The organism is Microbulbifer mixtoriginis (SeqCode), assembly GCF_052467705.1.
In genome coordinates this window covers 742,073-763,993 of sequence record NZ_CP174322.1, presented here as the reverse complement: position 1 = coordinate 763,993, position 21,921 = coordinate 742,073, and the positions used below count along the sequence as shown (strand labels likewise).

Annotated in this window: 18 protein-coding genes; 2 read left to right on the top strand and 16 right to left on the bottom strand. The window is 55.7% G+C overall.

All coding sequences use genetic code 11. From position 1 onward, the window contains the following. Nucleotides 1–13: 13 nt before the first annotated feature. From ACJJIB_RS03410 to ACJJIB_RS03385, 6 genes are all read right to left on the bottom strand, one after another. Nucleotides 14–2,185 (bottom strand): mechanosensitive ion channel family protein, encoded by a 2,172-nt coding sequence (locus ACJJIB_RS03410; protein ID WP_444888899.1) that lies wholly within the window; start codon nucleotides 2,183–2,185, stop codon nucleotides 14–16. 117 nt (nucleotides 2,186–2,302) lie between these two features. Then, complete coding sequence (locus ACJJIB_RS03405) at nucleotides 2,303–2,938, bottom strand: DUF6515 family protein (RefSeq protein WP_444887887.1); 636 nt, start codon at nucleotides 2,936–2,938, stop codon at nucleotides 2,303–2,305. A 92-nt stretch (nucleotides 2,939–3,030) separates the two neighbouring features. Then, nucleotides 3,031–4,158 carry an efflux RND transporter periplasmic adaptor subunit gene (locus ACJJIB_RS03400; RefSeq protein ID WP_444887886.1) on the bottom strand — a complete coding sequence of 376 codons (1,128 nt, stop codon included), beginning with the start codon at nucleotides 4,156–4,158 and terminating at the stop codon, nucleotides 3,031–3,033. Beyond that, nucleotides 4,155–7,250, bottom strand: a complete 3,096-nt coding sequence (locus ACJJIB_RS03395; RefSeq protein ID WP_444887885.1) for an efflux RND transporter permease subunit — start codon at nucleotides 7,248–7,250, stop codon at nucleotides 4,155–4,157. The genes ACJJIB_RS03400 and ACJJIB_RS03395 overlap by 4 nt, the downstream gene beginning before the upstream one ends. Before the next feature lie 373 nt (nucleotides 7,251–7,623). After that, the gene (locus ACJJIB_RS03390) at nucleotides 7,624–8,439 is read right to left on the bottom strand and encodes a LytR/AlgR family response regulator transcription factor (RefSeq protein ID WP_252084319.1); all 816 of its coding nucleotides are present in this window, start codon (nucleotides 8,437–8,439) and stop codon (nucleotides 7,624–7,626) included. Nucleotides 8,440–8,443: 4 nt separating this feature from the next. Beyond that, complete coding sequence (locus ACJJIB_RS03385; protein WP_444887884.1) at nucleotides 8,444–9,532, bottom strand: sensor histidine kinase; 1,089 nt, start codon at nucleotides 9,530–9,532, stop codon at nucleotides 8,444–8,446. A 120-nt stretch (nucleotides 9,533–9,652) separates the two neighbouring features. On the opposite strand from ACJJIB_RS03385, the gene ACJJIB_RS03380 reads away from it, so the two are divergent. Beyond that, nucleotides 9,653–10,114, top strand: coding sequence for an EVE domain-containing protein (locus ACJJIB_RS03380; RefSeq protein WP_444887883.1), 462 nt, complete (start codon nucleotides 9,653–9,655; stop codon nucleotides 10,112–10,114). A gap of 61 nt (nucleotides 10,115–10,175) precedes the next feature. On the opposite strand, the gene creD is transcribed toward ACJJIB_RS03380, so the two are convergent. The 7 genes from creD to bioD all read right to left on the bottom strand — a co-directional run bounded on the left by creD (nucleotide 10,176) and on the right by bioD (nucleotide 17,419). Beyond that, on the bottom strand, nucleotides 10,176–11,549 hold the full coding sequence (creD, locus tag ACJJIB_RS03375) for a cell envelope integrity protein CreD (protein ID WP_444887882.1): 1,374 nt from the start codon (nucleotides 11,547–11,549) through the stop codon (nucleotides 10,176–10,178). A gap of 124 nt (nucleotides 11,550–11,673) precedes the next feature. Next, nucleotides 11,674–13,098: a two-component system sensor histidine kinase CreC gene (gene creC / locus ACJJIB_RS03370; RefSeq protein WP_444887881.1), complete on the bottom strand. Its 1,425-nt coding sequence runs from the start codon at nucleotides 13,096–13,098 to the stop codon at nucleotides 11,674–11,676. 1 nt (nucleotide 13,099) lies between these two features. After that, nucleotides 13,100–13,786 (bottom strand): two-component system response regulator CreB, encoded by a 687-nt coding sequence (creB, locus tag ACJJIB_RS03365; protein WP_444887880.1) that lies wholly within the window; start codon nucleotides 13,784–13,786, stop codon nucleotides 13,100–13,102. A gap of 59 nt (nucleotides 13,787–13,845) precedes the next feature. Continuing rightward, a complete protein-coding gene (locus ACJJIB_RS03360; protein ID WP_444887879.1) occupies nucleotides 13,846–14,514 on the bottom strand; it encodes a nitroreductase family protein in 669 nt (222 codons plus the stop codon). 10 nt (nucleotides 14,515–14,524) lie between these two features. After that, the gene (locus tag ACJJIB_RS03355) at nucleotides 14,525–14,716 is read right to left on the bottom strand and encodes a DUF3094 family protein (RefSeq protein WP_252084312.1); all 192 of its coding nucleotides are present in this window, start codon (nucleotides 14,714–14,716) and stop codon (nucleotides 14,525–14,527) included. Between the two features lie 111 nt (nucleotides 14,717–14,827). Beyond that, entirely contained in the window at nucleotides 14,828–16,609 is a 1,782-nt protein-coding gene (locus ACJJIB_RS03350; protein ID WP_444887878.1) for an acyl-CoA dehydrogenase C-terminal domain-containing protein, read from the bottom strand. 117 nt (nucleotides 16,610–16,726) lie between these two features. Next, entirely contained in the window at nucleotides 16,727–17,419 is a 693-nt protein-coding gene (bioD, locus tag ACJJIB_RS03345) for a dethiobiotin synthase (RefSeq protein WP_444887877.1), read from the bottom strand. A 228-nt stretch (nucleotides 17,420–17,647) separates the two neighbouring features. Here bioD and ACJJIB_RS03340 point away from each other — a divergent pair, with 228 nt between their 5' ends. Beyond that, on the top strand, nucleotides 17,648–18,136 hold the full coding sequence (locus ACJJIB_RS03340; RefSeq protein WP_444887876.1) for a L,D-transpeptidase family protein: 489 nt from the start codon (nucleotides 17,648–17,650) through the stop codon (nucleotides 18,134–18,136). Here the strand turns inward: ACJJIB_RS03340 and bioC are convergent. The 3 genes from bioC to bioB are packed head-to-tail and all read right to left on the bottom strand — an operon-like array spanning nucleotide 18,127 to nucleotide 21,910. Further along, a complete protein-coding gene (gene bioC, locus ACJJIB_RS03335) occupies nucleotides 18,127–19,674 on the bottom strand; it encodes a malonyl-ACP O-methyltransferase BioC (protein ID WP_444887875.1) in 1,548 nt (515 codons plus the stop codon). The genes ACJJIB_RS03340 and bioC overlap by 10 nt on opposite strands. Continuing rightward, nucleotides 19,671–20,864, bottom strand: a complete 1,194-nt coding sequence (gene bioF / locus ACJJIB_RS03330) for an 8-amino-7-oxononanoate synthase (protein ID WP_444887874.1) — start codon at nucleotides 20,862–20,864, stop codon at nucleotides 19,671–19,673. Before bioF ends, bioC begins: the two co-directional genes overlap by 4 nt. After that, entirely contained in the window at nucleotides 20,861–21,910 is a 1,050-nt protein-coding gene (gene bioB / locus ACJJIB_RS03325; RefSeq protein WP_444888898.1) for a biotin synthase BioB, read from the bottom strand. The genes bioF and bioB overlap by 4 nt, the downstream gene beginning before the upstream one ends. Nucleotides 21,911–21,921 lie beyond the last annotated feature (11 nt).

Here is a 21,921-nt window from a genome sequence, read left to right as displayed (position 1 = left end):
TCTCCCTGGGCTACTACTTTCTCCCTGTGCGAGTAATCATTGCCGGTGCATCCCAACTGCGCAGGTGCAGATCCCGCTGTGGGAAAGGCACCTCGATACCCTTTTCACGAAATTCCCGCAACAGTTCTAAATTGTAAAGCGCATAGGAGTCACCCAAAGAAGTGACCATGTTACTGTTCACCCATACCACCAGCTTAAAATTCAGCGCGCTATCGCCAAATTCCATCAGCCAGACTTCAGTTTTACGCTTCCAGTCGGTATGAGTGATATTGACCCGCGAGGCGGCCTCCAGTGCAGCTTCCCGCACCAAGTCTGGATCGGAGGCATAGGAAACACCAAAGGACACATGAATACGACGCACCGGGTCATCGAGGGTATGGTTAATCACCCTTCCAGCGACAAACTCGGTATTCGGTACCAGGATATCCACATTGTCGCGGGTGGTGATACGGGTTGAACGTACATTGATATCGCGGATTCGGCCAAAAACACCGGACTCCAGCTCTACCAAGTCCCCAACCTTCAAGGGCCTTTCGAACAGCAAAATAAGCCCGGAAATGAAATTGGAAAAAATAGCCTGCAAGCCAAAACCAATACCTACAGATAGGGCTCCAGCCACCAGTGCCAGCTTGGAGGTATCCAGGCCGAGCATACTCAACACCACAATCAGGGCGACGCCGATATAGGTGTAGTGCAAAACGCGACTCAGGTTATACATGGAGGATTCGCTGGCGTGTTCCCTGCGTACCAGCCGGCGTAGGAAGGCGCGAGTCAGTACCGACAGCAACCAGGCGCAGACCAACACAAATGCCATCCTGGCAATCAGGCGCAACGTGATTGGGTTTTGCGCGATAGTAAACAGCTGGTAATCCGCCAGAGTGCGCCAGCGTTTGTATACCTGGCGGCCGGTTAGCGCCAAACGTTCGCGAACCGTGGCCCACCAGCCCTGGCGCTCGCGGTAAACTTCAAGTTGGGCCTTCTCATAACGCTGGATATCCTGCTCCAAGTCGTTGGCCCGCGCCAGACCACTGCCGATCCGTTCAAAGTAAGCCCACCAACGGCTCAGATCGGCACTTTCCTCCTCATCGCGCCAAGCCACCACCTGCCGTTGTCGGATCGCCAGCTCCCGCGAAGTGCTATCGATCACCGCATTGGCATTCTCCAGCAGCTCGCGACTGACAACCAATGTCTCCTCGCCAGTTTCTGGATTCAATACGCGGTTGATGGATTGCAGTAACTCACTCTTGCGTTTATCAAGGTGCTCCTCTAAAAGGTCCACCTCCAGCTGCATCAGGGTGAGGTCCTTTTTCATATTGACGTCGGGGTCAGTGGAGGGCTCGGTAGTACTCTGGATACTGGTACGAGTAGCGGCGATACGCTCAATTTTCTTATCGCTGTCGGTGATCGATTTCTCCAGCTTTTCGGCATCCTTCTCACTGAACTGCAGGTCATCGAGCATACCGCGCAGCTTGGTTTCCGACAGTTCGATTTTTTCCTGCCAGGTGCCGAGAAACTCATTCACCGTATCCAGCTGCTCAATAATATTCAGGTGATTGATCTGCGCCAATAACAGCGCTTGTGCCGCCTGATCTTCTTCCTCACCTTTGGCATCACGCAGCACAATTACTTGTTTTCGCAACTGCGCCAAGGATTGCGATCGGCTAGCGCGCAGCTGCCGCGCCTCTAGCTGCACACCACTCAGGCGGCGTTGACCGCGGCTAATGGCCGCATCAGCGCGGGCCCAGTCGAGTACGCTAGGGTTTTCCGGAAACTTCACCTCCGGCATCAACTCAACTTTTAAATATTCCTGACGCTTCTTCCAGGTGACCTCCACCCCCTCCAGGCTCTGGGTAATTTTTTTCGCCCCTTTTTGCAGCGCCTCATCCTCTTCAGGTAATTCTTGCTGCCACTCTTGCCAACCCTTTTTAATCGCCTGTAGCCACTCTCGTCGCTGCTCCGGTGATGCATTGCTCCAGCCGGTCCACCAATCTGCAGAAGGATCGGCAAACTCAGGCACCACCGCCTTGAATTCCTTGGGCTTGGAACCGGGTAACTGGGCACTAGCGGCCAGAGAGCAAAGGGCGAAAAAAATCAGGCAGAAGGCGATCGGAAAAAAGTGGGAAAGTCGTTGCCCGGTGCGAGTCTTAGGCTTATCAGTAAAGAAGTAACCACCAACACCCAGCATAAAATACACATCTGTCCGTGAAGCAGTATCAGCAAGGGGAAGACCTTGCCCTTAGGGGCTTATTTCTTGAGTGTAGCCGAGAGCGGCCAGGCTCTCGGCTCTTCAACTTAAAGGGGCTCAGTAGCGTCTGCGCCCATAGCTGCGCATACAATTGAGGTATTGTCTGCGATAGGCGCGAGTACTAACCACAGATACCCTTCCGGGTCTATGCACACTTCTCACCAGATTGGCTGCTCTGGCCTTGCAAAACACTTCCCTACGGCCGAGATTTCTGTCAGGGCGGCGGACATTTCTCGAATGACGTAGCTGGCTGACATTGCGGGAGGATTCGTATTTAGGAGGATAGGCTCGGGTAGATTCGTAATTGGGCGGATAGGCACGCGGGTAAATTCTTACTTCGGGTGCTAGGGGATTGCGATTGTAATTGCGCCAATTGGCCGGAGGGGTAACCACCACAAATTGGTTGTCTTTAGGGTCAAACTCGAAGAAAGTGCCATTCCCCGCTCGCCGGTAATCCTTGCCACCGAGGTAAAAGGATGTGCCTGTTGGTACTTCCGGCACTCTAGCCCCGAGTGGTGGCTCCACACGGGTATAACCATCTGGTCCCTGCCGGTAGAAATATCCATCTGCATAGAAATAAATTTCATTGTTGGCTTCGATAAGGCGCGCCCCGTCCAGAAGGGGCACCACCTGCGTCTCCGCGAGAGGTGCTGAGGCAATCGTCAGTAACAGCAGCGCAAGCAGGAAACGCATAAGACACCTCGACGAGCAAGTAAATGTCGCAGAAGTGTATTGTCATGGAACTCTGTTCCCCAATTTAATTAAAAGAGACTGGTATCAATATTTCAGTCAGCCACCGCCAGAACACTGCTGTCATCTTTATCGCGCACCACCTCTGATAATATCTTCACCTCCTGCCCCGGCTGCAGGCGCTCGGCACCGCGCACGATAACCCGATCGCCATCAGCGAGTTCACCGTAAACGGCTATCCACTCTCCATCACCACTGCCAACACGAACCGACAAACGCTCCGCTTTATCCTCTTTATCTACACGGTAAACAAAGGTTTCGCCATTGCGCAACACCAAGGCGTCACGCGGAACTGCCATGGTGTCGCGGGCCTCAGATAGGGGGACTGCCACCTGTACCGGCATGCCCACTACCCAGTCCCACTGCTGTGAAGCCTTGCCGGGCAGCTGCACCATCAGCTTAACTCTGCGAGAGTTTTCGCTGGCCACAGGTACATACTGGCGCACATGACCGCTGATAATCCTTGCTTTAGCGCGCTCACTCTCGGAGAGGGACAAGGCATCGCTGCGCACCGAAATACTGTCGCCGGCACCAATCAGGGGCAGAGCAGCCAACGGAATATCTGCCTCCACCTCCAGCTGGGACATATCCAGCGCGCGCAACAGCTCGGAGCCGGTGCGGACATATTCCCCCGCCTGCAACTCGCGACTCACCACCAGGGTATCGAAGGGGGCGTCAATGTTGGTCTTACCAAGTTCATAAGCGCGCCTGTCCCGCTCAATCTGTGCGGCTAACAGATCCTGGGCCATCGCCTCGCGCTCGGCCTGCTGTTCTTCCAACGCTGCACGGGAGGTGCTGTTGGTTTCCGCCAATTTACTCAGTCGATGCAGCTGCGCGTCCAGGTAGGTGAGACGCGCCTTCAGCTGGGCAATACGACTTTCACTATTGCGCAACTGCAGGCGCCAATGGGTTCCATCCAACTGCGCCAGGCGCTCACCTTTTTTTACCAAGCTACCGGGCTCAGCAACAAACTCCAACACGCCATCCAGTTCAGAGGAAATACGTATATCGCGACGGCTCACCACCTCCCCGGCGGACCACTGGCTAGCTGCCATCTGGCGGGTCTCAGCCCGATCCACAGTGACCGCCACGGCGCCACTCTGGGCCAAAACCGGTCCCACAGAGGTGAGGGACAGGACAACTCCGGCAAGTAACTTTTTCATTGGGAACTCCTCAGGGCCAGTCTTTGACGCAAGCGGGTAAATTGCGGCACAGGCAGGCGACCGGTCTGTAACAGCGCCGGTAATAAAATCAAGGTAAACAGAGTACTGACCGCCATTCCACCGACAATCACGGCGGCCAGACCGCGGTAGATCACACTTCCTTCGCCCGGAGCTACCAACAGGGGCAACATGCCGAATACGCTGGTCAAAGTACTCATAAAGATCGGCCGCAGGCGCAGGCGCAACGCCTGCTCCACCGCCTCTACCCGACTGGCGCCCGCGCCTTCCGCTGAGCGGGTCTGGTGTACTAACAAGATGGCGTTATTCACTACCAACCCCAGAAGAATAACGAAACCAATCATGGTGAGAAGATCGAGGGGCTGGAAGCTGATCAGATTCAGCAACTGCAGTGCCAAGACCCCGCCGACAGTAGCCAGCGGTACGGTTAACAGCACCAGCCCAGCATCGCGCAGTGAGCGAAACAAAGCACTCATCAGCAGGAACAGAATCAACAGCGCCAACAGGAAGTTCTGTGAAAGAGATACCAGAGCTTTATCCAAATCACTAGCGTTCCCCCCTACCAGGATACTGCCATCCTCGGGCAAAGCCTCGCGAATTTTCGGCAGCACCTCTTCCTCAAGCTGGGCACGTACTTCCTCTAGAGAGATGTCATCCGGTGGCACAATATTCAGGGTAATAGTGCGACGACCATCCACTCTACGCAGATTGCCCGGGCCCACGGTGCGCTCCACACTCGCCAACTGGCTCAGCGATACCACCTCTCCACGGGGAGTGACCAACGGCGTATTCTGTAACTGTTCCGGTGTGCTCCAAGGCTGTGCTTTGAAAATCACATCCAGGCGTTTTTCCCCGTCGAAGTATTCACCCACATAGAGGCCATTGCCGAGGGTGCGAATCAAGCTACCCATATCCTGGCGGTTCCAGCCCTGCTCCAGCATGGCGCGGTCGTTAGGCCGCACCGTCAGCTCCGGCTCCGACAGAGACAGGCCCGGATTGGTCTGTACCGGCGTGCCCGGCATTACTTCTTTCATGACTTCTACACCACGGGCAGCGGCGCGCATCAAGCCATCAGCATCACGGGATTGCAGGTGTAGGGCGATACGGCGGTCACCACCGAATTGCCCAAATAAGTTTCCACGCGCAGCGAAACCCTGAAAGTCTGGAATATCCACCAGAATTTCCTCGCGCAACAACCTCTCCATCTCCTTGGCCTGGTCCATATCCTTAACACGCACGCCCATAGTGCCGCCATTGGGCCAGGTAATGATGTAGTAGTTTTTGAGAGCCGGCTCGTGCTCACCACTCATGTAAGGCGCCATACGCCGATCCAGCTCGTTGACGATATCCTTTTCGATAGTTTTGGTATTAGTAGAAGAGGGGAAATTCATCCATACATCCACCGCATCCCTTTTTACCGGTGGTAAGTAATCGAGGTTGGGTAAAAGAAAATAGGTCGCAGCAATAGGCACGAGTAAGAAGCCACCAATCACCTGCCAGCGGCGTGCGCGAGTGCCAGTTAGCGCCATGACCCGCTTAGTTATCTTCTCCCATAAATTCGCCAGTCGGTCCTCACTGGAAATTGGTGGCAACCATAGCTTGGCCGCCAGTGGCACTATGGCAACAGCGGCTAAGAGAGAAAATACCACTGCCACAGCGATGGTCAGGGCTAGGTCACCAAATACCTGGCCCTCAACGCTGTTGAGGAAAAATACCGGCAGGAAGATCGCTACGGTAGTGGCGGTACTCGCCAGCAGTGCACCCCAAACCTGCCCTGCCCCCTGTTCCGAGGCCTCCTCCGGATTGCTGCCTTTTTCCCGCAGGCGCACAATATTTTCGAGTACCACAATTGCGGCATCCAACACCATACCTGTGGCGAAGGCCAGCCCCGCTAAGGAAATCACATTCACACTGCGCCCGGCCGCTGATAAAACGACGAAAGTGGACAGTAGGGAGATAGGAATAGCTGCGGCAACGATTAATGTCGCACGCATACGCCGCATAAACCACCAGAGCACCCCTACCGCCAGCAGTATGCCCAATATCAAATTGCCACCTAGAAGGTTTAGGGCGCGATACACAAACACCGAGGCATCGAAGGACTGCACCAGCACCAGCTGTTCGTTTTTCAGCTTGGTCTCATTCAGCTCCTCCACCTTTTGCTTTACCAGCTCCAGAGTAGCGAGCATATTGGCATCGTTGGTACGGTTGATACGCATAGACACCGCTGGGTTACCGTTCTGGGTGGTTACCCCGCGGGATTCCGACGGTCCCACACGCACCTCGGCAATATCGCCGAGGCGCACCGGCTGGCCATCGCGCCACTCCAGCACCAGCTCGGATAAATCCGCCGGCTTGTACTCACCGACAAAACGCAGTGTGTAGCGGCGACGCCCGACATCGGTAAAACCACCAGAAACATCTCTTGCCGAGGCCAACTGACGGCTGATCGCCGGCAACTGAATGCCTAAATCGGCCGCCTTCCAGGGATCGAAAACAACCTGTAACTCCTCCTGTGCGGCACGACCGGACTGGGCCTCCACACTGGAAACACCGGGCACGGATTCCAGCTCAGGACGCAATACATCCTCAATCAGACCCGCATAGTCATCGAGGTGATTAGGGTTGCCAGGCAGCTTCTGTAGAAAAAAGTAGGTAAGTGCGGTGGCATCACCACCCCAACCGCCGAGCATTACCCGTGGCGGTTCCGCATCCCGAGGTAAAGGCGGCAGGCTGCTCATACGGCTGATCACATCGATCAGCACCTTGTCCATATCGGTGCCCATACTAAATTCGAGATTCACCCATGCGCCGCCACGGCCGGCATTTACCTCCATGGTTTCCAGGCCGGTGAGCCCCTGTAGAACCGATTCAATCGGCTCAACAATTTCCGCCTCTACTTCCTTCGGTGCGGCAGCACGCCAACCGGCCTGGATAGCTATACGAGGATTTTCAATATCGGGGAAAAGTTGTACCGGCAGACGACTGGCGAGAAAGGACCCCAGTAAAACAGCAAGCACTACAGCCACACCAGCGGCGGCAGGATTTTTCAGAGCGGCTTTTGTCAGCGCCATTCCATAGGCCCTTATTTTATATTTACGATTAAACTAGCAATTCCATAGACGAGTCCTTATCTAGGTCATCATCTCCGGCAAAACTCTGGAGTAGAGTATTAAACCTACTGTTACCCTGCCGGTTTACGCCCAGTTCATTCCCATCGAAAAAGCAAAATTTCAAGAAAAAACTGCCGCGTTTCTTCCAATTAGGCCCTGGAGCAATAACCGCACTTCCTGTGCCGTGCGATATGCCCGCGGCTGGAGAACAGCGGGCTAGGGAAAGGAAGATTAATGCAATAGGAGTTGCAAACAAGGCCGTTGCGACAAAGTGTCGGGAATATTCGATCAGGTTACTGAGTGAATTTTTATTTCTGCTAGGCGCAAAAATACCTCAAAGAAAATGCTGCACTTTACTCTTATAGCTGCGGCTCATTTTCAGGCACTCGCCACTGTCCAATACCAGGTGATATTCACCATTAATATGCGCGCGAATTTCCCGCACACGGCTTAAATTTACGATGGTGGAGCGGTGAATACGCTGGAATAATTTTGGATCCAGCTGTTGCTCCAATTCCTTCATGGTAATGCGCATCACATGGGTTTCGCCCTGGGCGTGTACACACATATAGTCCCCGGCAGCGTCAATCCAGTCGATTTCCCGTGCCGGTACGAGGGTGATCTTGCCAGAGTCTTTCACAGCGATTTTATCCGGGTAGGCGCTGCCAGCAAACTGGCCGCTGACCAGTTTCTGCTCCAGTGCCTCCGGAGATTCCTTGGTCAAATCCGCCACCGCCTCCAGCAGCTGCTCGCGCTGTATGGCGATATCCGCCGTGGCCATTTTTTCCCGTGCGCGAGTCAGAGCCAGTTGCAGTCGCTCCTCTTCGATAGGTTTCAATACGTAATCTACCGCGTTGACCTCGAAGGCCTCCACCGCATACTGATCATAAGCCGTTACGAACACCACCTGGGGCAGTTTTTCCAGGGGTATTTGCTGCACCAGCTGCAGACCATTGACGCCTGGCATCTGAATATCCACAAACGCCACATCCGGGTTTAGCTGCAGAATAATTTCCAGAGCCTCGCGGCCGTTGCCGCACTCAGCGACTACATCGACACCGGACATATGCTCCAGGCGCAGGCGCAGGCCGCGACGTGCCAGGGGTTCATCATCGACAATTACTGCGGTCAGGTTTTCAACTGCACTCATCTCGTTATTCCTGTTCATAGGGAATGCGGATATTCACCGACAGCCCACCCTGTGGACGGTTGTGGAAACGCACTCTCTGATCATCGCCATACAGAGCACGCAGGCGCTCACAGGTATTGCGAATACCAACACCGTAACCTTTGCCTATCAGGCGCAACTCCTCTTCCGGCATACCCGGACCATTGTCGCTCACTTCGAGCAGTAACTCCCCTGCGAACACTCGCGCCTTGATATTGATCTCGCCACCGCTCTCCAGTTGAGAGATACCGTATTTAATTGCATTTTCCACCAGAGGTTGCAGTAGTAGGCTGGGCACCAATGCCTGGGGCGAATCGCCCTGCAGATCCAGCCGTACTCCAAGGCGATCGGCAAAGCGTACTTTCTCGATATCCAAATACAACATCAGGGCCTCCACTTCCTTGGCCAGGGTAACCTTTTGCATGGGATCATTATCGAGGGAATGACGCAAAAACTGAGACAAGCGTGTGACCATATTGTTGGCGGTGCGCCCATCGTTATCCAAGATCAGAGTGGAGATAGCGTTTAGCGTATTGAAGAGAAAGTGGGGATTCAGCTGGTAGCGCAGCATCTTTAACTGGGCCTGATGCGCCATGGATTCCGCACGTAGAGCCTTGGCCCGCTGGGTCTGTGAAGACCGATAATACTTGATGCCGTAATACAGTGCCGCCCAGGTGGTGAGAATCAGGAAGGAATAGGAAAACCAGTACATGGCCAGCACGGCCGGATGCTCATCGCTGTCCTTACCGTACAACCACAGGGAACCGCCAAACTTGATTGCCGCCCACACAGCGGCTGCACCAATCACAAGCAGCTGTGAACCAAAGAATCGAGTCGCCGGAGGCTTGTTCCAGAGGCGCTGAAAGCCGAAGCGCATGGCTTCACTGAGAAATATCCCCGCGACAGTAGCTACAGCGATATAACCCGAGTGGATCCAGTGGTCCTTCACCCAGAAAAAGCTCCCGACAAAAGTCAGCAGTGTGTAGCCGGCCCAACCACTGATTTGCAGGGCCCAGTACTGGGACCTGTGGCTCGACAGGCGCTCTGAAAGCCACTGAAATGCTTTGTTTCCCATAATCTCCCGCTAGAGGCGTAAAAAAATAACGCCGATTTGACACTTTTGTATGGCTTCATACTAAATGGCGCCGATCGCCGGCGAAACACCAACCGGCGCAGCACAGGGACAAACTGCCGCATGACACACTGGTTATTCAAATCCGAACCCGATGAGTACAGCCTGCAAGACCTCGCCGCCGAAGCCAATGGCAGCGGTCGCTGGGATGGTATTCGAAATTACCAGGCGCGCAACTTCTTGCGCGATCAGGTCGCCGTGGGCGATGGGGTGCTGTTCTATCACAGCGCCTGCAAGCTGCCGGCGGTGGTGGGCACCGCCGAGGTAGTGCGCGCCGCCTATGCGGACCCGGCGCAATTCGACCCCGAGAGCAAGTACTTCGACCCCAAGGCCAGCGCCGATAGTCCGCGCTGGTTCTGTGTGGACCTGGCATGGCGCAGCGAATTCAAACGCCCGATACCCCTGGCAGAAATCAAGAAGGATCCACAGCTGGCAGAAATGGTACTGGTCAGGCAGGGGCGCTTGTCGATACAGCCTGTGCGCCAGGAAGAGTGGGATTACATCGTGAAATTGGGCGGGCAATAAAACCGGAAGCGAAAACTAGAACGGGGCGGTTACATACCACCCCGAAGTGATTTATCCCAGCTTACGATTGTTCGTCTCCACCGGGCTCGCCGCCCCTCTGGGTAGGGCTGCGCCCGACGTTGTACCAGTCCAGTTGACGAGTCAGTACCATAGTGCAGCCAAGCACCCCGAACACTAACAACGAGCCCATCAACAGAGCGTAGTCCTCAGCGCTGAGCAAACCATACAAGAGTGCATATAGGGCGGCCAACAACCCGGCGAAACCCAGACCGCGCTGCCAACTGCGCAACACCGCGCTGGCATAAAAACCAATTAGGCCCACGCAGGCTGCGGCGGAAATTATATAGGCTTTGACGAAAGCGATATGCTCCGACAGAGACAACAGCAGCAAATAAAACAACGCCAATGCCAAGCCCACCAAGGCATACTGCACCGGGTGCACTGCCAGGCACTTGAGTATTTCAAACAGGAAGAAGGTGGCAAAGGTCAGGGTGATAAACAGCAATGCATATTTAATCGCGCGATCTGTTTTTAGGTACTGATCCACCGGATCGAGGAAGCTCACACCAAAGCGGCTGTTAATCAAGTTATTACAATGATCACTGCCCATACAGCGCTGCAGTATCTCCTCCAAGTTGGTGGCGAAAAAGCTGGTCTGCCATTCCGCAGTAAAGCCTTGATCATTTAAATCTCTACTACTCGGCAGGAAGTTGCCAAAGAAGCTCGGATGCGGCCAATCGGCCCTCATCATGACACGACTGTCACGACCCACCGGTACCAGGCTGAAGTGCTCGGTACCCTGTAGTTTGAGATCGAAGGAAAACGCCAGGGTTTGGCCGCCTTCCGAGTCCAACATTGGCAGCATAGCGTGCACACCATCACCGAGAATCGGTGCACGACTGCCCGGGGCAAATTCCAATGTCTGGTTGTTCAAGCGCAATTTCAGATCGTTGCGGATACCGCGAATATCGTTGATACCTACCGATAAGTAAGGCGTGCTAAAGCGGTACTGATCCAAATTCGCTCCCAAGCCCAGTTTCTCCGGCACTCGGAACAAACCACTGACCTTGCTATCGCTGTGGTACAGAAGTGCCTCATAGATACCCCGAGCACGCCGCTCGGTTGTCAGGTCGGCATCGAAGACAAAGCGCTCGGGAAGGAAATACAAGTGGCCGCGCTCTTCCCGCTGCTCCTTGTGCCTCTCACCGGTTTTTTCATTGGTTATCCACTTCCAGTATTTCTTGACGTAGGGCACCACTAAAATAGGGCCGGTAATTTGCTGGTTAAAGCTGGAACTGCGGGCAATATCCTTTAACACATCACTCTGGTAACGCTTTCGCTCCCTGATCAGGCCATCGATCATGGTCAGTGGAATAAGAAGCAACAAAATCAAAACAGCAATAGCGCCCAATTTAAAAGCCAGGGCTCGGTTCATGGTTCAGACCTCAGTATCCAATTTCGATAACCTCAGTCTGAGCTGCGAGTATGGATTGCCGATGGAGGCAATATGGAGAGTCTGGGGAGATTGTGTGGGGGCCAGTGGAAAGTAACCTTACCCATCAGGCTGCGGGCAAATTTAGACTGACCTCAACGCCACCAGGCACATTGCGGATCGACAGAGTACCGTCGTGTAACTCCGCCACCTCCTCAACAAAATTGAGTCCCAGTCCAGTACTCTTACGACCGCCCCCAGGACGCGGCAGCGAATAGAAGCGCTCAGTAAGGCGCCCTAGGGCATATTCCGGGATTGCCTCGCCCCGATTGAACAAGCACACCTTGACCCATTCTCCACAGCATTCGGCTTTGACGCGAATCAGGCCGCCATCCGGGGTAAAATCCAGCGCGTTGTCCAGTAGGTTGGCCAGGGCCTGCCACAGCAGAAAGCGCTCACCGTACAGCTGCAGTGCCGGTGCCAGCTCTTGCTCCACATGCAGTTGGGCGGCACTGATACGAACTCGCTGAGCCTCAATTAGCTCCTCAACGAGCGGCGCCAGCGGTATCGCCTCTCGCTCCTCCAGCCCCTGGCGCTGCTCCACCTGGGCCAGATGCAGCAGCCGTTCGCTTAACTGCTGCAATCGCTCGGCCTCCCGCTGGATGTTGCCCACAAAACGCTGGTGCTGTTCGGTCGGCATATCACTATCGAGCAGTTCGGCGGCACCGCGAATGGCCGCCAATGGGCTCTTCAGTTCATGAGTCAGGGTGTGTACATAGCGCTCTACATAGTCCCTGCCCTCTAGTTCACCGCGCATCTGCTCTACCGCCACCGCCAACTGCCCCAACTCTCCACCGGGTAACTGCGGCGGTTCTACCCTGTGGCCCGCACTGGCAGCCTGGGCATAATCGGTGAGTTTCCCCAGAGCACGACTGAGCCACCAGGACAGAAGGGCGCCTACCAACAAGCCGAGCACAACCAGCCCCGCACCCTGCCAGATCAAACGATGCTGCGAACGCTCGATATAGGGCTGCAAGGTTTGATTGGGCTTGGCTACCGAAACCACGCCGATAATCTGTTCGCCATCGCGGATTGGCGCCGCCACATACATGACGGAAGAATCTGGATTATTGGGGTCTTCGCGGGTAGATCGGGCACCGTAATCGCCACGCAAGGTCAGATAAACATCATTCCAGCGGGAGTAATCCCGCCCCACCGCGAGGCCACTGGAGTCGAGTAGTACTGTGCCGCTGGCATCGGTGACATAGATGCGGTGATTGACCTGGCTCTTGGTATACCCCCAGATACTCGCCTCCGGGCGGCGGCGACCGTAGGCTTTAAGCACTTCGGGTAAATGACTTTGAGCCAAGTTACCGGCGATCACCGGGTCGCGCAGGATTTCCGCCAATAGATTAGCGGTATCCACCAGGGTTTCCTCAGTGGACTGGCGCACGCCGGGGCGAATCTCATCCATCACCGTGCCCAATACAAACCAGCCGGCCAACCCTACAAACAGGAAATAGACGGCAAAAATGCGTATCCCGAGCGGCATATTATTGCTCCGGGCAACAACTATATCCGAGGCCGCGATGGGTTTGGATTGGCTTGGAGTCTGGTGCTATCTCGCGAATTTTTGCCCGCAGCCCTTTGATGTGGCTGTCGACATTGCGCTCATACCCCACTTCCAAAGCCACCCCCAAAGCATCGAGCAATTGTGCACGGGAAAACACCCTTCCGGGCTGGGCCAGCAGGGTTTCCAATAGGCGGTACTCGTGGCGGGTCAGGGGCAATAACTGTTCGTGGAAGAGGATTTGGTAACTCGCCGAATCGATATGGAAAGGGCCTTTAGCCTCAGATAGCTTTACTCTCTCTGGGCGTGGCGCCACCCTTTTGAGGATGGCCTTGACCCGCGCTGCCACCTCGCGCGGGCTGAAAGGTTTCACTACATAATCATCAGCGCCAATTTCAAGCCCTACAACCCGGTCTATTTCCCCGTTGCGCGCAGTGAGAAAAATCACCGGCACTTCGGAGAAGCGTCGCAATTGTTTACAGGCTTCGAAGCCACTGATATCCGGCAGTCCCACATCCAGAATCACCAAGTCGAAAGACTCACTCTTCAGCAGTGCTAATGCCTCGCCGGCAAGCGCCAGCCAGTGAGTGGTAAAACCCTCGGCCTGCAGCGCGTAAATCAGGGTATCGGCTATTGCGCCTTCGTCCTCGACGATCAATATTCTTGGCATGGAACCCTAAGCTCAAATTCCACCAGTGTATCTATTTTTGCCGCGCGGAAAGCGGTAACTCAAATAAAATCAGCAATTTCATCCAAGGGTTTTCTGCCGATAGCTGGCACCTGAGCACCTTCAGCGGGCAACCCAGCCACCAGAATCATATAGGGTTTTTCCTGTATAGGGCGGCCAAGAATTTCATTGAGAAATTTCATTGGACTGGGGGTGTGGGTCAGGGTCGCCACACCGGCATTATGCAGGGCAGCAATCAATATGCCTGTGGCGATACCTACCGATTCCGCGGTGTAATAGTTTTTTAATCGCTCACCATTTTCCGCACTGGAAAACTTCTTCAGAAAAATTGCAATCAGGTAGGGCGCCGTTTCAAGAAAAGGCTTGTGCGCATCTGTGCCCAGGGGTTCCAATGCGTTGAGCCATTCCTCTGAGGCACGGCGCTGGTAAAACTCGCGCTCCTCCTCTTCCGCCGCCAGGCGAATACGGCGTTTAACCTCGGCATTTTCAACGACGACAAAATGCCACGGCTGCATATTGGCCCCGCTGGGAGCGCTACCGGCAGCGCGCACGGCGTCTTCGATAACCTCGCGGGGCACAGGTTTAACTGAGAAATCCCGCACCGAGCGGCGCCGGCGCATCAAACGGAAAAAGTCCCCTGCGCGACGGCGCATCTCGTCATCGTCAAGGCTGGTGAAATCCAGTGGCTGAAAGTTTTTATCGGGCTCCATAGCAAGCCCCTCACACCACGCCTTTGGTCTGCGCGATCAACACGCTGATCAACGACAGCAGGGTCAGCACCACCAGGAGCATGACGAACAACAACCAGGGGCGGAAGGGCTTGCGCTCCACTTGGTTGACCGCGCTTTGCAGATACTGATCGACCCGGGCCTGGTCTTCCTCGGAGAGTCTCTTCTGGGAGATATTGGTCATTGGCTGTTTCGCTCTTTATTGTTTTCTCCCGAGTGTAGGAGAAAGCGAAAAGCGACTCCATAAAAAAAGCCCCGCAAGGCGAGGCTTTTTTAGAATCTACCGAGAGGGCTGTTAGAACAGTTCCTCTTCCAGATCCATCAGGGTGGCGCTACCGGCATTGACGCTGCTGGCGAGTGCCTGGGTGCGCGGCAGTAAGCGCGCAAAATAGAAGCGTGCAGTTTTCACTTGGCCCTTGTAGAAGCTGTCCGCCTCCTGCTTGTCCAACGCAACTACAACCACCTTGGCCCACATAAAGGCGTAAGCCACATAGCCAAACAGATGCAGGTATTCCACCGAAGCTGCACCCGGCGCGTGGGGGTCTTCCTTGGTTGCGGCGATCATTTTCTCTGTGGCTTCGCGCAGGCGCTGCAACTCAGCTGCCAGCGGCTGTACAAACTCAGCCATCGCCTCGCGGTCAACCTGGCTAGCGATAAAACGCTGTACATCCGCAGCAAATAGCTCGAACAGGGCGCCACCGCTGGCGACGGTCTTGCGACCCACCAAGTCCAATGCCTGAATACCGTTGGTGCCCTCGTAAATCTGGGTAATACGCACATCGCGCACCAGCTGCTCCTGGCCCCATTCACGAATATAACCATGACCGCCGAAAACCTGCTGGCCGATTACGGTGCAATCGAGGCCCATATCGGTGGTGAAGGCCTTGGCCACAGGGGTCAGCAAGGCCACCATAGCCTCGGCGTTCTTTTTCTCTTCACCCTCGCCAAACTTGGAGATATCCAGCCATTGAGCCACGTAAGTGGACAGGGCGCGGCCACCGCCCACCAGTGCTTTCTGGGTGAGTAGCATACGGCGCACATCGGGGTGCACGATAATCGGGTCGGCAGCTTTTTCGGGCTGCTGGGCACCGGCAGGAGAGCGGCTCTGGATACGATCGCGGGCGTATTCCAGGGCGTTTTGGTAGGAGCGATCAGAGGCGCCGAGGCCCTGGATACCCACACCCAGACGCTCATAGTTCATCATGGTAAACATAGCGGCGAGGCCCTTGTTCTCCTCACCCACCAGCCAACCCTGAGCACCGTCGAAATTCATCGCACAAGTAGCTGAGGCTTTAATGCCCATCTTGTGTTCAATGGAACCACAATTAACGTTATTGCTCTCGCCGATGCTGCCGTCTTCGTTCACCTTGTACTTCGGCACCAGGAACAGGGAAATGCCTTTAGGGCCCTTGGGTGCGTCCGGCAACTTGGCCAGTACCAGGTGAATAATATTTTCGGACAAGTCCTGGTCACCGCCGGTGATAAAGATCTTGCTGCCGCTAATGCTGTAACTGCCGTCTTCGCGGGGCTCGGCCTTGGTGCGGATAATACCCAGGTCGGTGCCGGCGTGGGGCTCGGTCAGGTCCATGGCCCCGGCCCAGGTGCCCTCGTACATCTTGGGCAGGAATTTCTGTTTCAGCGCTTCACTGGCATGAGCATCGATCGCCAGACAGGCACCGTTGGTCAGTACCGGGTATAGAGCGAAGGAGATATTGGAGGCGTTAATCATTTCCTCGACCTGAGCGCCCAGCATCTTCGGCATACCCATACCGCCGTACTCTGGGTTGCCCAACAGCGCGCCCCAGCCACCCTCACAGAAAGTGGCGTAGGCTTCTTTGAAGCCCGCAGGAGTGGTCACAACACCATCGTTCCAATCACAGCCCTCTTCGTCACCGCTGCGGTTGATCGGATCCAGGGTGTTGGAAGCCAACTTGGCCATCTCTTCGAGAATCGCATCTGCGGTCTCGCGATCCACAGCTCCGGCCAACCCGGGCAGTTCCGCCCAGAGTTTTTCCGCAGCAAATACTTCGTGCAGCAGGAAGTTCATCTCCCGCAGTGGCGCCTTGTAGTCGGCCATGCTCCCGGTCCTCATTCAGGTGTTTCAAACGCTTGTTTGAATCTAGGGCCGAAGGCGTACAAAGTCAACCGATTTGGGCCCTCTCGGGCCCGACTGAGAATGCTTTGATGATGTGCTTTAGCTGGGTATCAGCGGGCGGATATCCAGGTGTTGAGCCGCTTCGCGGTAATCCCGCGTCTCGCTATGGGGCAGCACACCGAGCAACGGGGCCGGCAGCAGGGCCTCGAGGGTGGCCAGGTTTTCCTCGGCCCGCGCCATGCCCGGACGGACGAAGTTGGCCACCCAACCCGCCAGAGGCAGCCCATCGTGGCGAATCGCCTCAGCGGTCAGCAGTGCGTGGTTGATACAGCCGAGCTGCATACCCACCACCAGAATCACCGGGGTATTCAACTCCCGCGGCAGTTGCGAAAGAAAGGCTCTGGGACCCAGGGGTGTGCGCCAACCACCGGCCCCCTCGATTAACACCAGATCAGCTCCGGCACACATCACACCGCGGCAGACTCCAGCCATGCGCGATACGTTGAGCTGCTTACCCGCCTCTATGGCGGCGATATGGGGGGCGATTGCCGGTTCCAATGCAAAAGGGTTCACCTGCTGGTAAGGCAGATGCAAAGTCATGGCCTCCTGTAACAGCAAGGCATCCTCATTGCGCAGTCCATATTCAGTTTGCTCACAACCGGAGGCCACCGGTTTTACCGCTGCGGTTTGCAATCCCACATTCGCGGCCGCTGTGAGTAGGGCCGCACTGACAAAGGTCTTGCCCACTTCGGTATCGGTACCGGCTACAAAATAACTTCTGCCCAAGACCAAGGCCTCCCCTATTCAAAAAGTTCAAATTTTTTCTTGTGGTGACTTTTCACGCCAGCCACTTGATGATAATTTAGTCGTGTAGCGCAGATTTTGAACAAATCAAGCCAAGCACTGATAACAAAGGCACGGGGCCGCGCTCACAAAATAATTCCCTCAAAAGGGGAAACTGCTCTGCAGGGACGCGGGAAATCTCGAAATAACTGAAAACATTCAAGCAGCTTAGAGACCATGCGATACCTGACTCTTGCCCTGTTGCTGGCGATGCCTCTGTTCGCCTCAGCAAAAGTAACTCCTGTCGATCATGTTGTTGTGTACAAGTCGAAGAAGCTGATGCAGCTGATTCGCGACGGCCGGGTAGTGAAAAGCTACACCGTCTCCTTCGGCGATAATCCCAGAGGACACAAGGTCCGCGAGGGAGATGAACGCACCCCCGAAGGGCGCTATACCCTCGACTGGAAAAACCCTAAAAGTCGCTTCTACCGCTCCATTCATGTGTCCTATCCAAATAAACAGGACCGTGCGCGGGCAGCCAAAATGGGGGTCAGCCCTGGCGGCGATATCATGATCCACGGCATCAAGCCCGAGTGGTCCTATATGGAGAGACACCTGCGCCGCAATAACTGGACCGATGGCTGTATCGCGGTGGCCTCCAACCGGGAAATGGACGAGATTTGGGCGCTGGTGAAAACCCCGATCCCTATCGATATCTACCCCTGATCGAGTCCACAGGCCAGTTTCATATAGATGACCTCGTAGCTTACCGGCAGCCCTCTGGGCTGCCTGAGGCCTTCATAGGCTTCGGCCAGTTGCTGTAACCTGGCACGCCCAGTCATCCCCCGCTTAGCGGCACGATTAATATTGTGTGCTCCCACACCTTTTAATTCCTTCATCAGCTGGCGCAGGCTATCGAAATGGAACAGACGCTGCTCGTCGAGCACATCACCATTTAACTGTGATTGCGCCGCCGCCTCTCGCCACTTGGCCAGCGGTAGGAAGCGATTGACGTGCACATCGCCATCCAACTGGGCCCAGCTGCTGCGCAGCTCTGCCAGGGTACCCGGTCCCAGCGTCGCCACCAGGCAGTACCCCTCCGGGGAAAGTACCCGGCGCAACTCGGCAAACAGCTGCGGCAAGCGATAGCACCACTGCAGCGCCATGCTGGAGAACACCAGATCCACGCTGTCATCTGCCAGGGGCAGCTGTTCCGCATCTGCGGCAATATAATCATCTGCCTCGGGGCGCTCTGTGCGGGCGTAGAGCAACATATCTTCCGCCAGATCCAGGGCGATAATCCGCGCCTCGGGAAAATGCTGGCGCAGCAACTCACTGCCAAAACCGGTGCCGCTGCCCAGATCGAGAATAGTGCGCGGCGCCCAGTGGCGATCCGCCATTTTCATCAGCTGCCGACACACCGCTCTCTGTATATGAGCGCAGTCGTCATAGCTGGCGGCAGCGCGGCCAAAGGAGCGCGCCACGGCGGATTTATCGAAAGGCTCGGAAATCTCTCTATCAGGCGGGGATAGATTCTCAACAAAATGCCGCAATCGCTCCGCCACTTGACGCGGCTGAGATAAATGCGGTTTATGACCACACCCCTCAATCACCTCTATCGCTGCACCACAGCCCTGGATCTCCTCTACGGCAGCTTGGGGCACCAGGGCATCCCGCTTGCCAAACAGGTGCAGAGAGGGGACTTTGAGTGTCTGCAGTAAATGGCGATTATCCAAACCCGCCAGGCAGTCCAGGGCCCGCTTCCAGGCTTCGGCATTGATATTGGGCCGGCGCTCTTTCAGCTGTTTGAGCAGGTCGCGCATGGCACTGTCACCATGGGACTGCAGGGCACAAAAGCGCTCCCAGATTGCGTAGGGGTCCTGCACAAAGGCCCTGCGAAATCTCTCAAAAACACGCCGCTGCATACCCGGCCAGTTGTCCCGCTCCACAAAACAGGCATTGGCAGAGATGGTGACAACACCGAGGATTTTTTTCTGTCCCGGTCTGGCCGCCAACTGCAGGGCCAACATGCCTCCGAGAGAGTGCCCAACCAAAACACAGTTATTAGGCAGTTCGTTATACAGCCGTTGTAAAAGTGTCTCTAATTGTGGCCAGGGCTCGCCACTACGCTCCCCACACCCCGGTAGTTCGATACAAGTCAAAGGTTGTGCCAGTTGTTCACGCACCGCTTCGAGTAGGGGCCGCCAGGGCCCTTTATCTCCCCCCCAACCGTGCAGGAATACCAGGTTCTCTATCTCAATCACAAAGGCACCGCTATTTTTTCCTGAAGCACAGCCACGAGGGCATCTACCAAAGCATCAATTTGGCTGTGGTTATGGGAGGCACTCAGGGTGATTCTCAAGCGAGCGGTACCTCTGGGCACGGTAGGTGGGCGAATAGCGCCCACTAGAAAGCCACGCTGCTCCAACTTTTTGGACACAGTCATCACAGTTTCTTCACAGCCCAACAGGAGTGGTTGAATCGCACTAGATGAATCCGCCAGAGGTAAATTCGCTTGCGCCGCACGCCGGCGGAAGTAAGTGATATTCGCCTGCAGGCGCTGGTTCAACTCGGGGGCATTGCGCATCAGTTCAATTGCGGCAATACAACCTGCCGCCACTGCCGGCGGCATACCGGTGGTATAAATATAAGGCCGTGCAAACTGCACCAAAAAATCGATCAACATACGCGAGCCGGCCACAAAGGCACCTGCATTGCCGGCGGCCTTTCCCAGCGTACCCATCAGTACCGGCACTTCATCCTGGCCGAGACCGGCGGCCGCGCAGCTGCCGGCAAGGGGCAGCTGTTTACTCCCCATCACTCCAAAGCCGTGGGCTTCATCCACCATTAGCCAGGCATCAAATTCCCGACACAGGGCAGCAATCTCCGCCAATTGAGCCCTGTCGCCGTCCATACTGTAGACCCCATCTACCGCCACCAGGGTATTGCCACCGCGTGCGGCCGCCCTTTGCAGCTGGCGGCGCAGGGCTACTGGGTCGTTGTGGGCAAAACGCAAACTGTTGGCGCCACACAAGCGCGCGCCGTCTATCAGGGAGGCGTGGTTGAGCTTGTCGGAAATAACATTGTCCGCGCGGCCCAGCAGCGCACAGAGCGTGCCCACATTGGCCATATAACCACTGGAAAAAACCAGTGCGGCCTCGCGCCCGGTGACTTCGGCAAGGCTCTGTTGTAATTGTTGATGGACTTGAAGGTGGCCGTTAACCAAATGGGAAGCGGTGGCACCGGCGCCCAGCTCAGCACCGGCCTGCTGGGCACGAATAACTTCTGAGTGGCTTGCCAGTCCCAGGTAATCGTTACTACTAAAGGTCAGCAGCTTTCGCCCATCCACTACAGCGATGGGACTGGGCGCCGCTTCCAGAGTTTTAATCTGGCGATAAAGATTGTCCCGATACCGCTCATCGAGACGCTGGCGCAGGGTTTTATCCAGGGTCATTTGGCCGCATCGTAAAAGAAAGCGTCGTTTTGCTGCTCGGTAATCTGTGCATTCAACTCCGCTTCCACTGCGCTCTCATCGGCGTATTGTTGATACTCCTCCGGCTGGATACCCAGGCGGGAGAACAATTGCATATCCTTGTTAGCCTCGGGATTGGCGGTGGTCAGCAGCTTCTCGCCATAGAAGATGGAGTTGGCACCAGCGAGGAAAGCCATAGACTGCATCTCATCACTCATCTGTTCACGCCCGGCGGACAGGCGCACATGGGACTTGGGCATCATAATGCGCGCTACGGCGATGCAGCGGATAAATTCGAAGGGGTCTAGGTCCTTCTCCTGCTCCAGCGGCGTACCAGCTACTTTTACCAACATATTAATTGGCACCGACTCGGGGTGTTCAGGCAGGTTGGCCAGTTGCATCAGCAGGCCCGCGCGATCTTTGTCGCCCTCGCCCATGCCGACAATACCGCCGGCGCAGACTTTCATACCGGCGGCACGCACGCGCCCCAGTGTCTGCAGCCGATCCTGGTAAGTGCGGGTGGTAATAATCTCGCCGTAATACTCCGGTGAGGTATCCAGATTGTGGTTGTAGTAATCGAGCCCGGCATCAGCTAATTCCTGCGCCTGGTCATCATTCAACATCCCCAAGGTCATACAGGTTTCCATACCCAGTGCTTTCACTTCGCGCACCATCTGGGTGACGTAAGGCATATCTTTTTTCTTGGGTGAGCGCCAGGCAGCTCCCATACAGAAGCGAGTGGCGCCGCCAGCCTTGGCCGCGCGAGCTTCTTCCAACACCTTCTCCACTTTCATCAATTTTTCCCGCTCCAGCCCAGTATCGTAACGGGCGCTCTGCGGGCAGTAGGCGCAATCTTCCGGGCAGGCGCCGGTCTTAATGGAACAGAGGGTGCTGACCTGGACCCGATTGGGATCAAAGTGTGTCCGGTGAACCTGCTGCGCGGTAAACATCAGATCGCTAAATGGCATAGCGAAGAGATCCAGAACCTGCTGACGGGTCCAGTCGTGGCGGATATCGGCGGCGGGCATAGTCTGGGCTG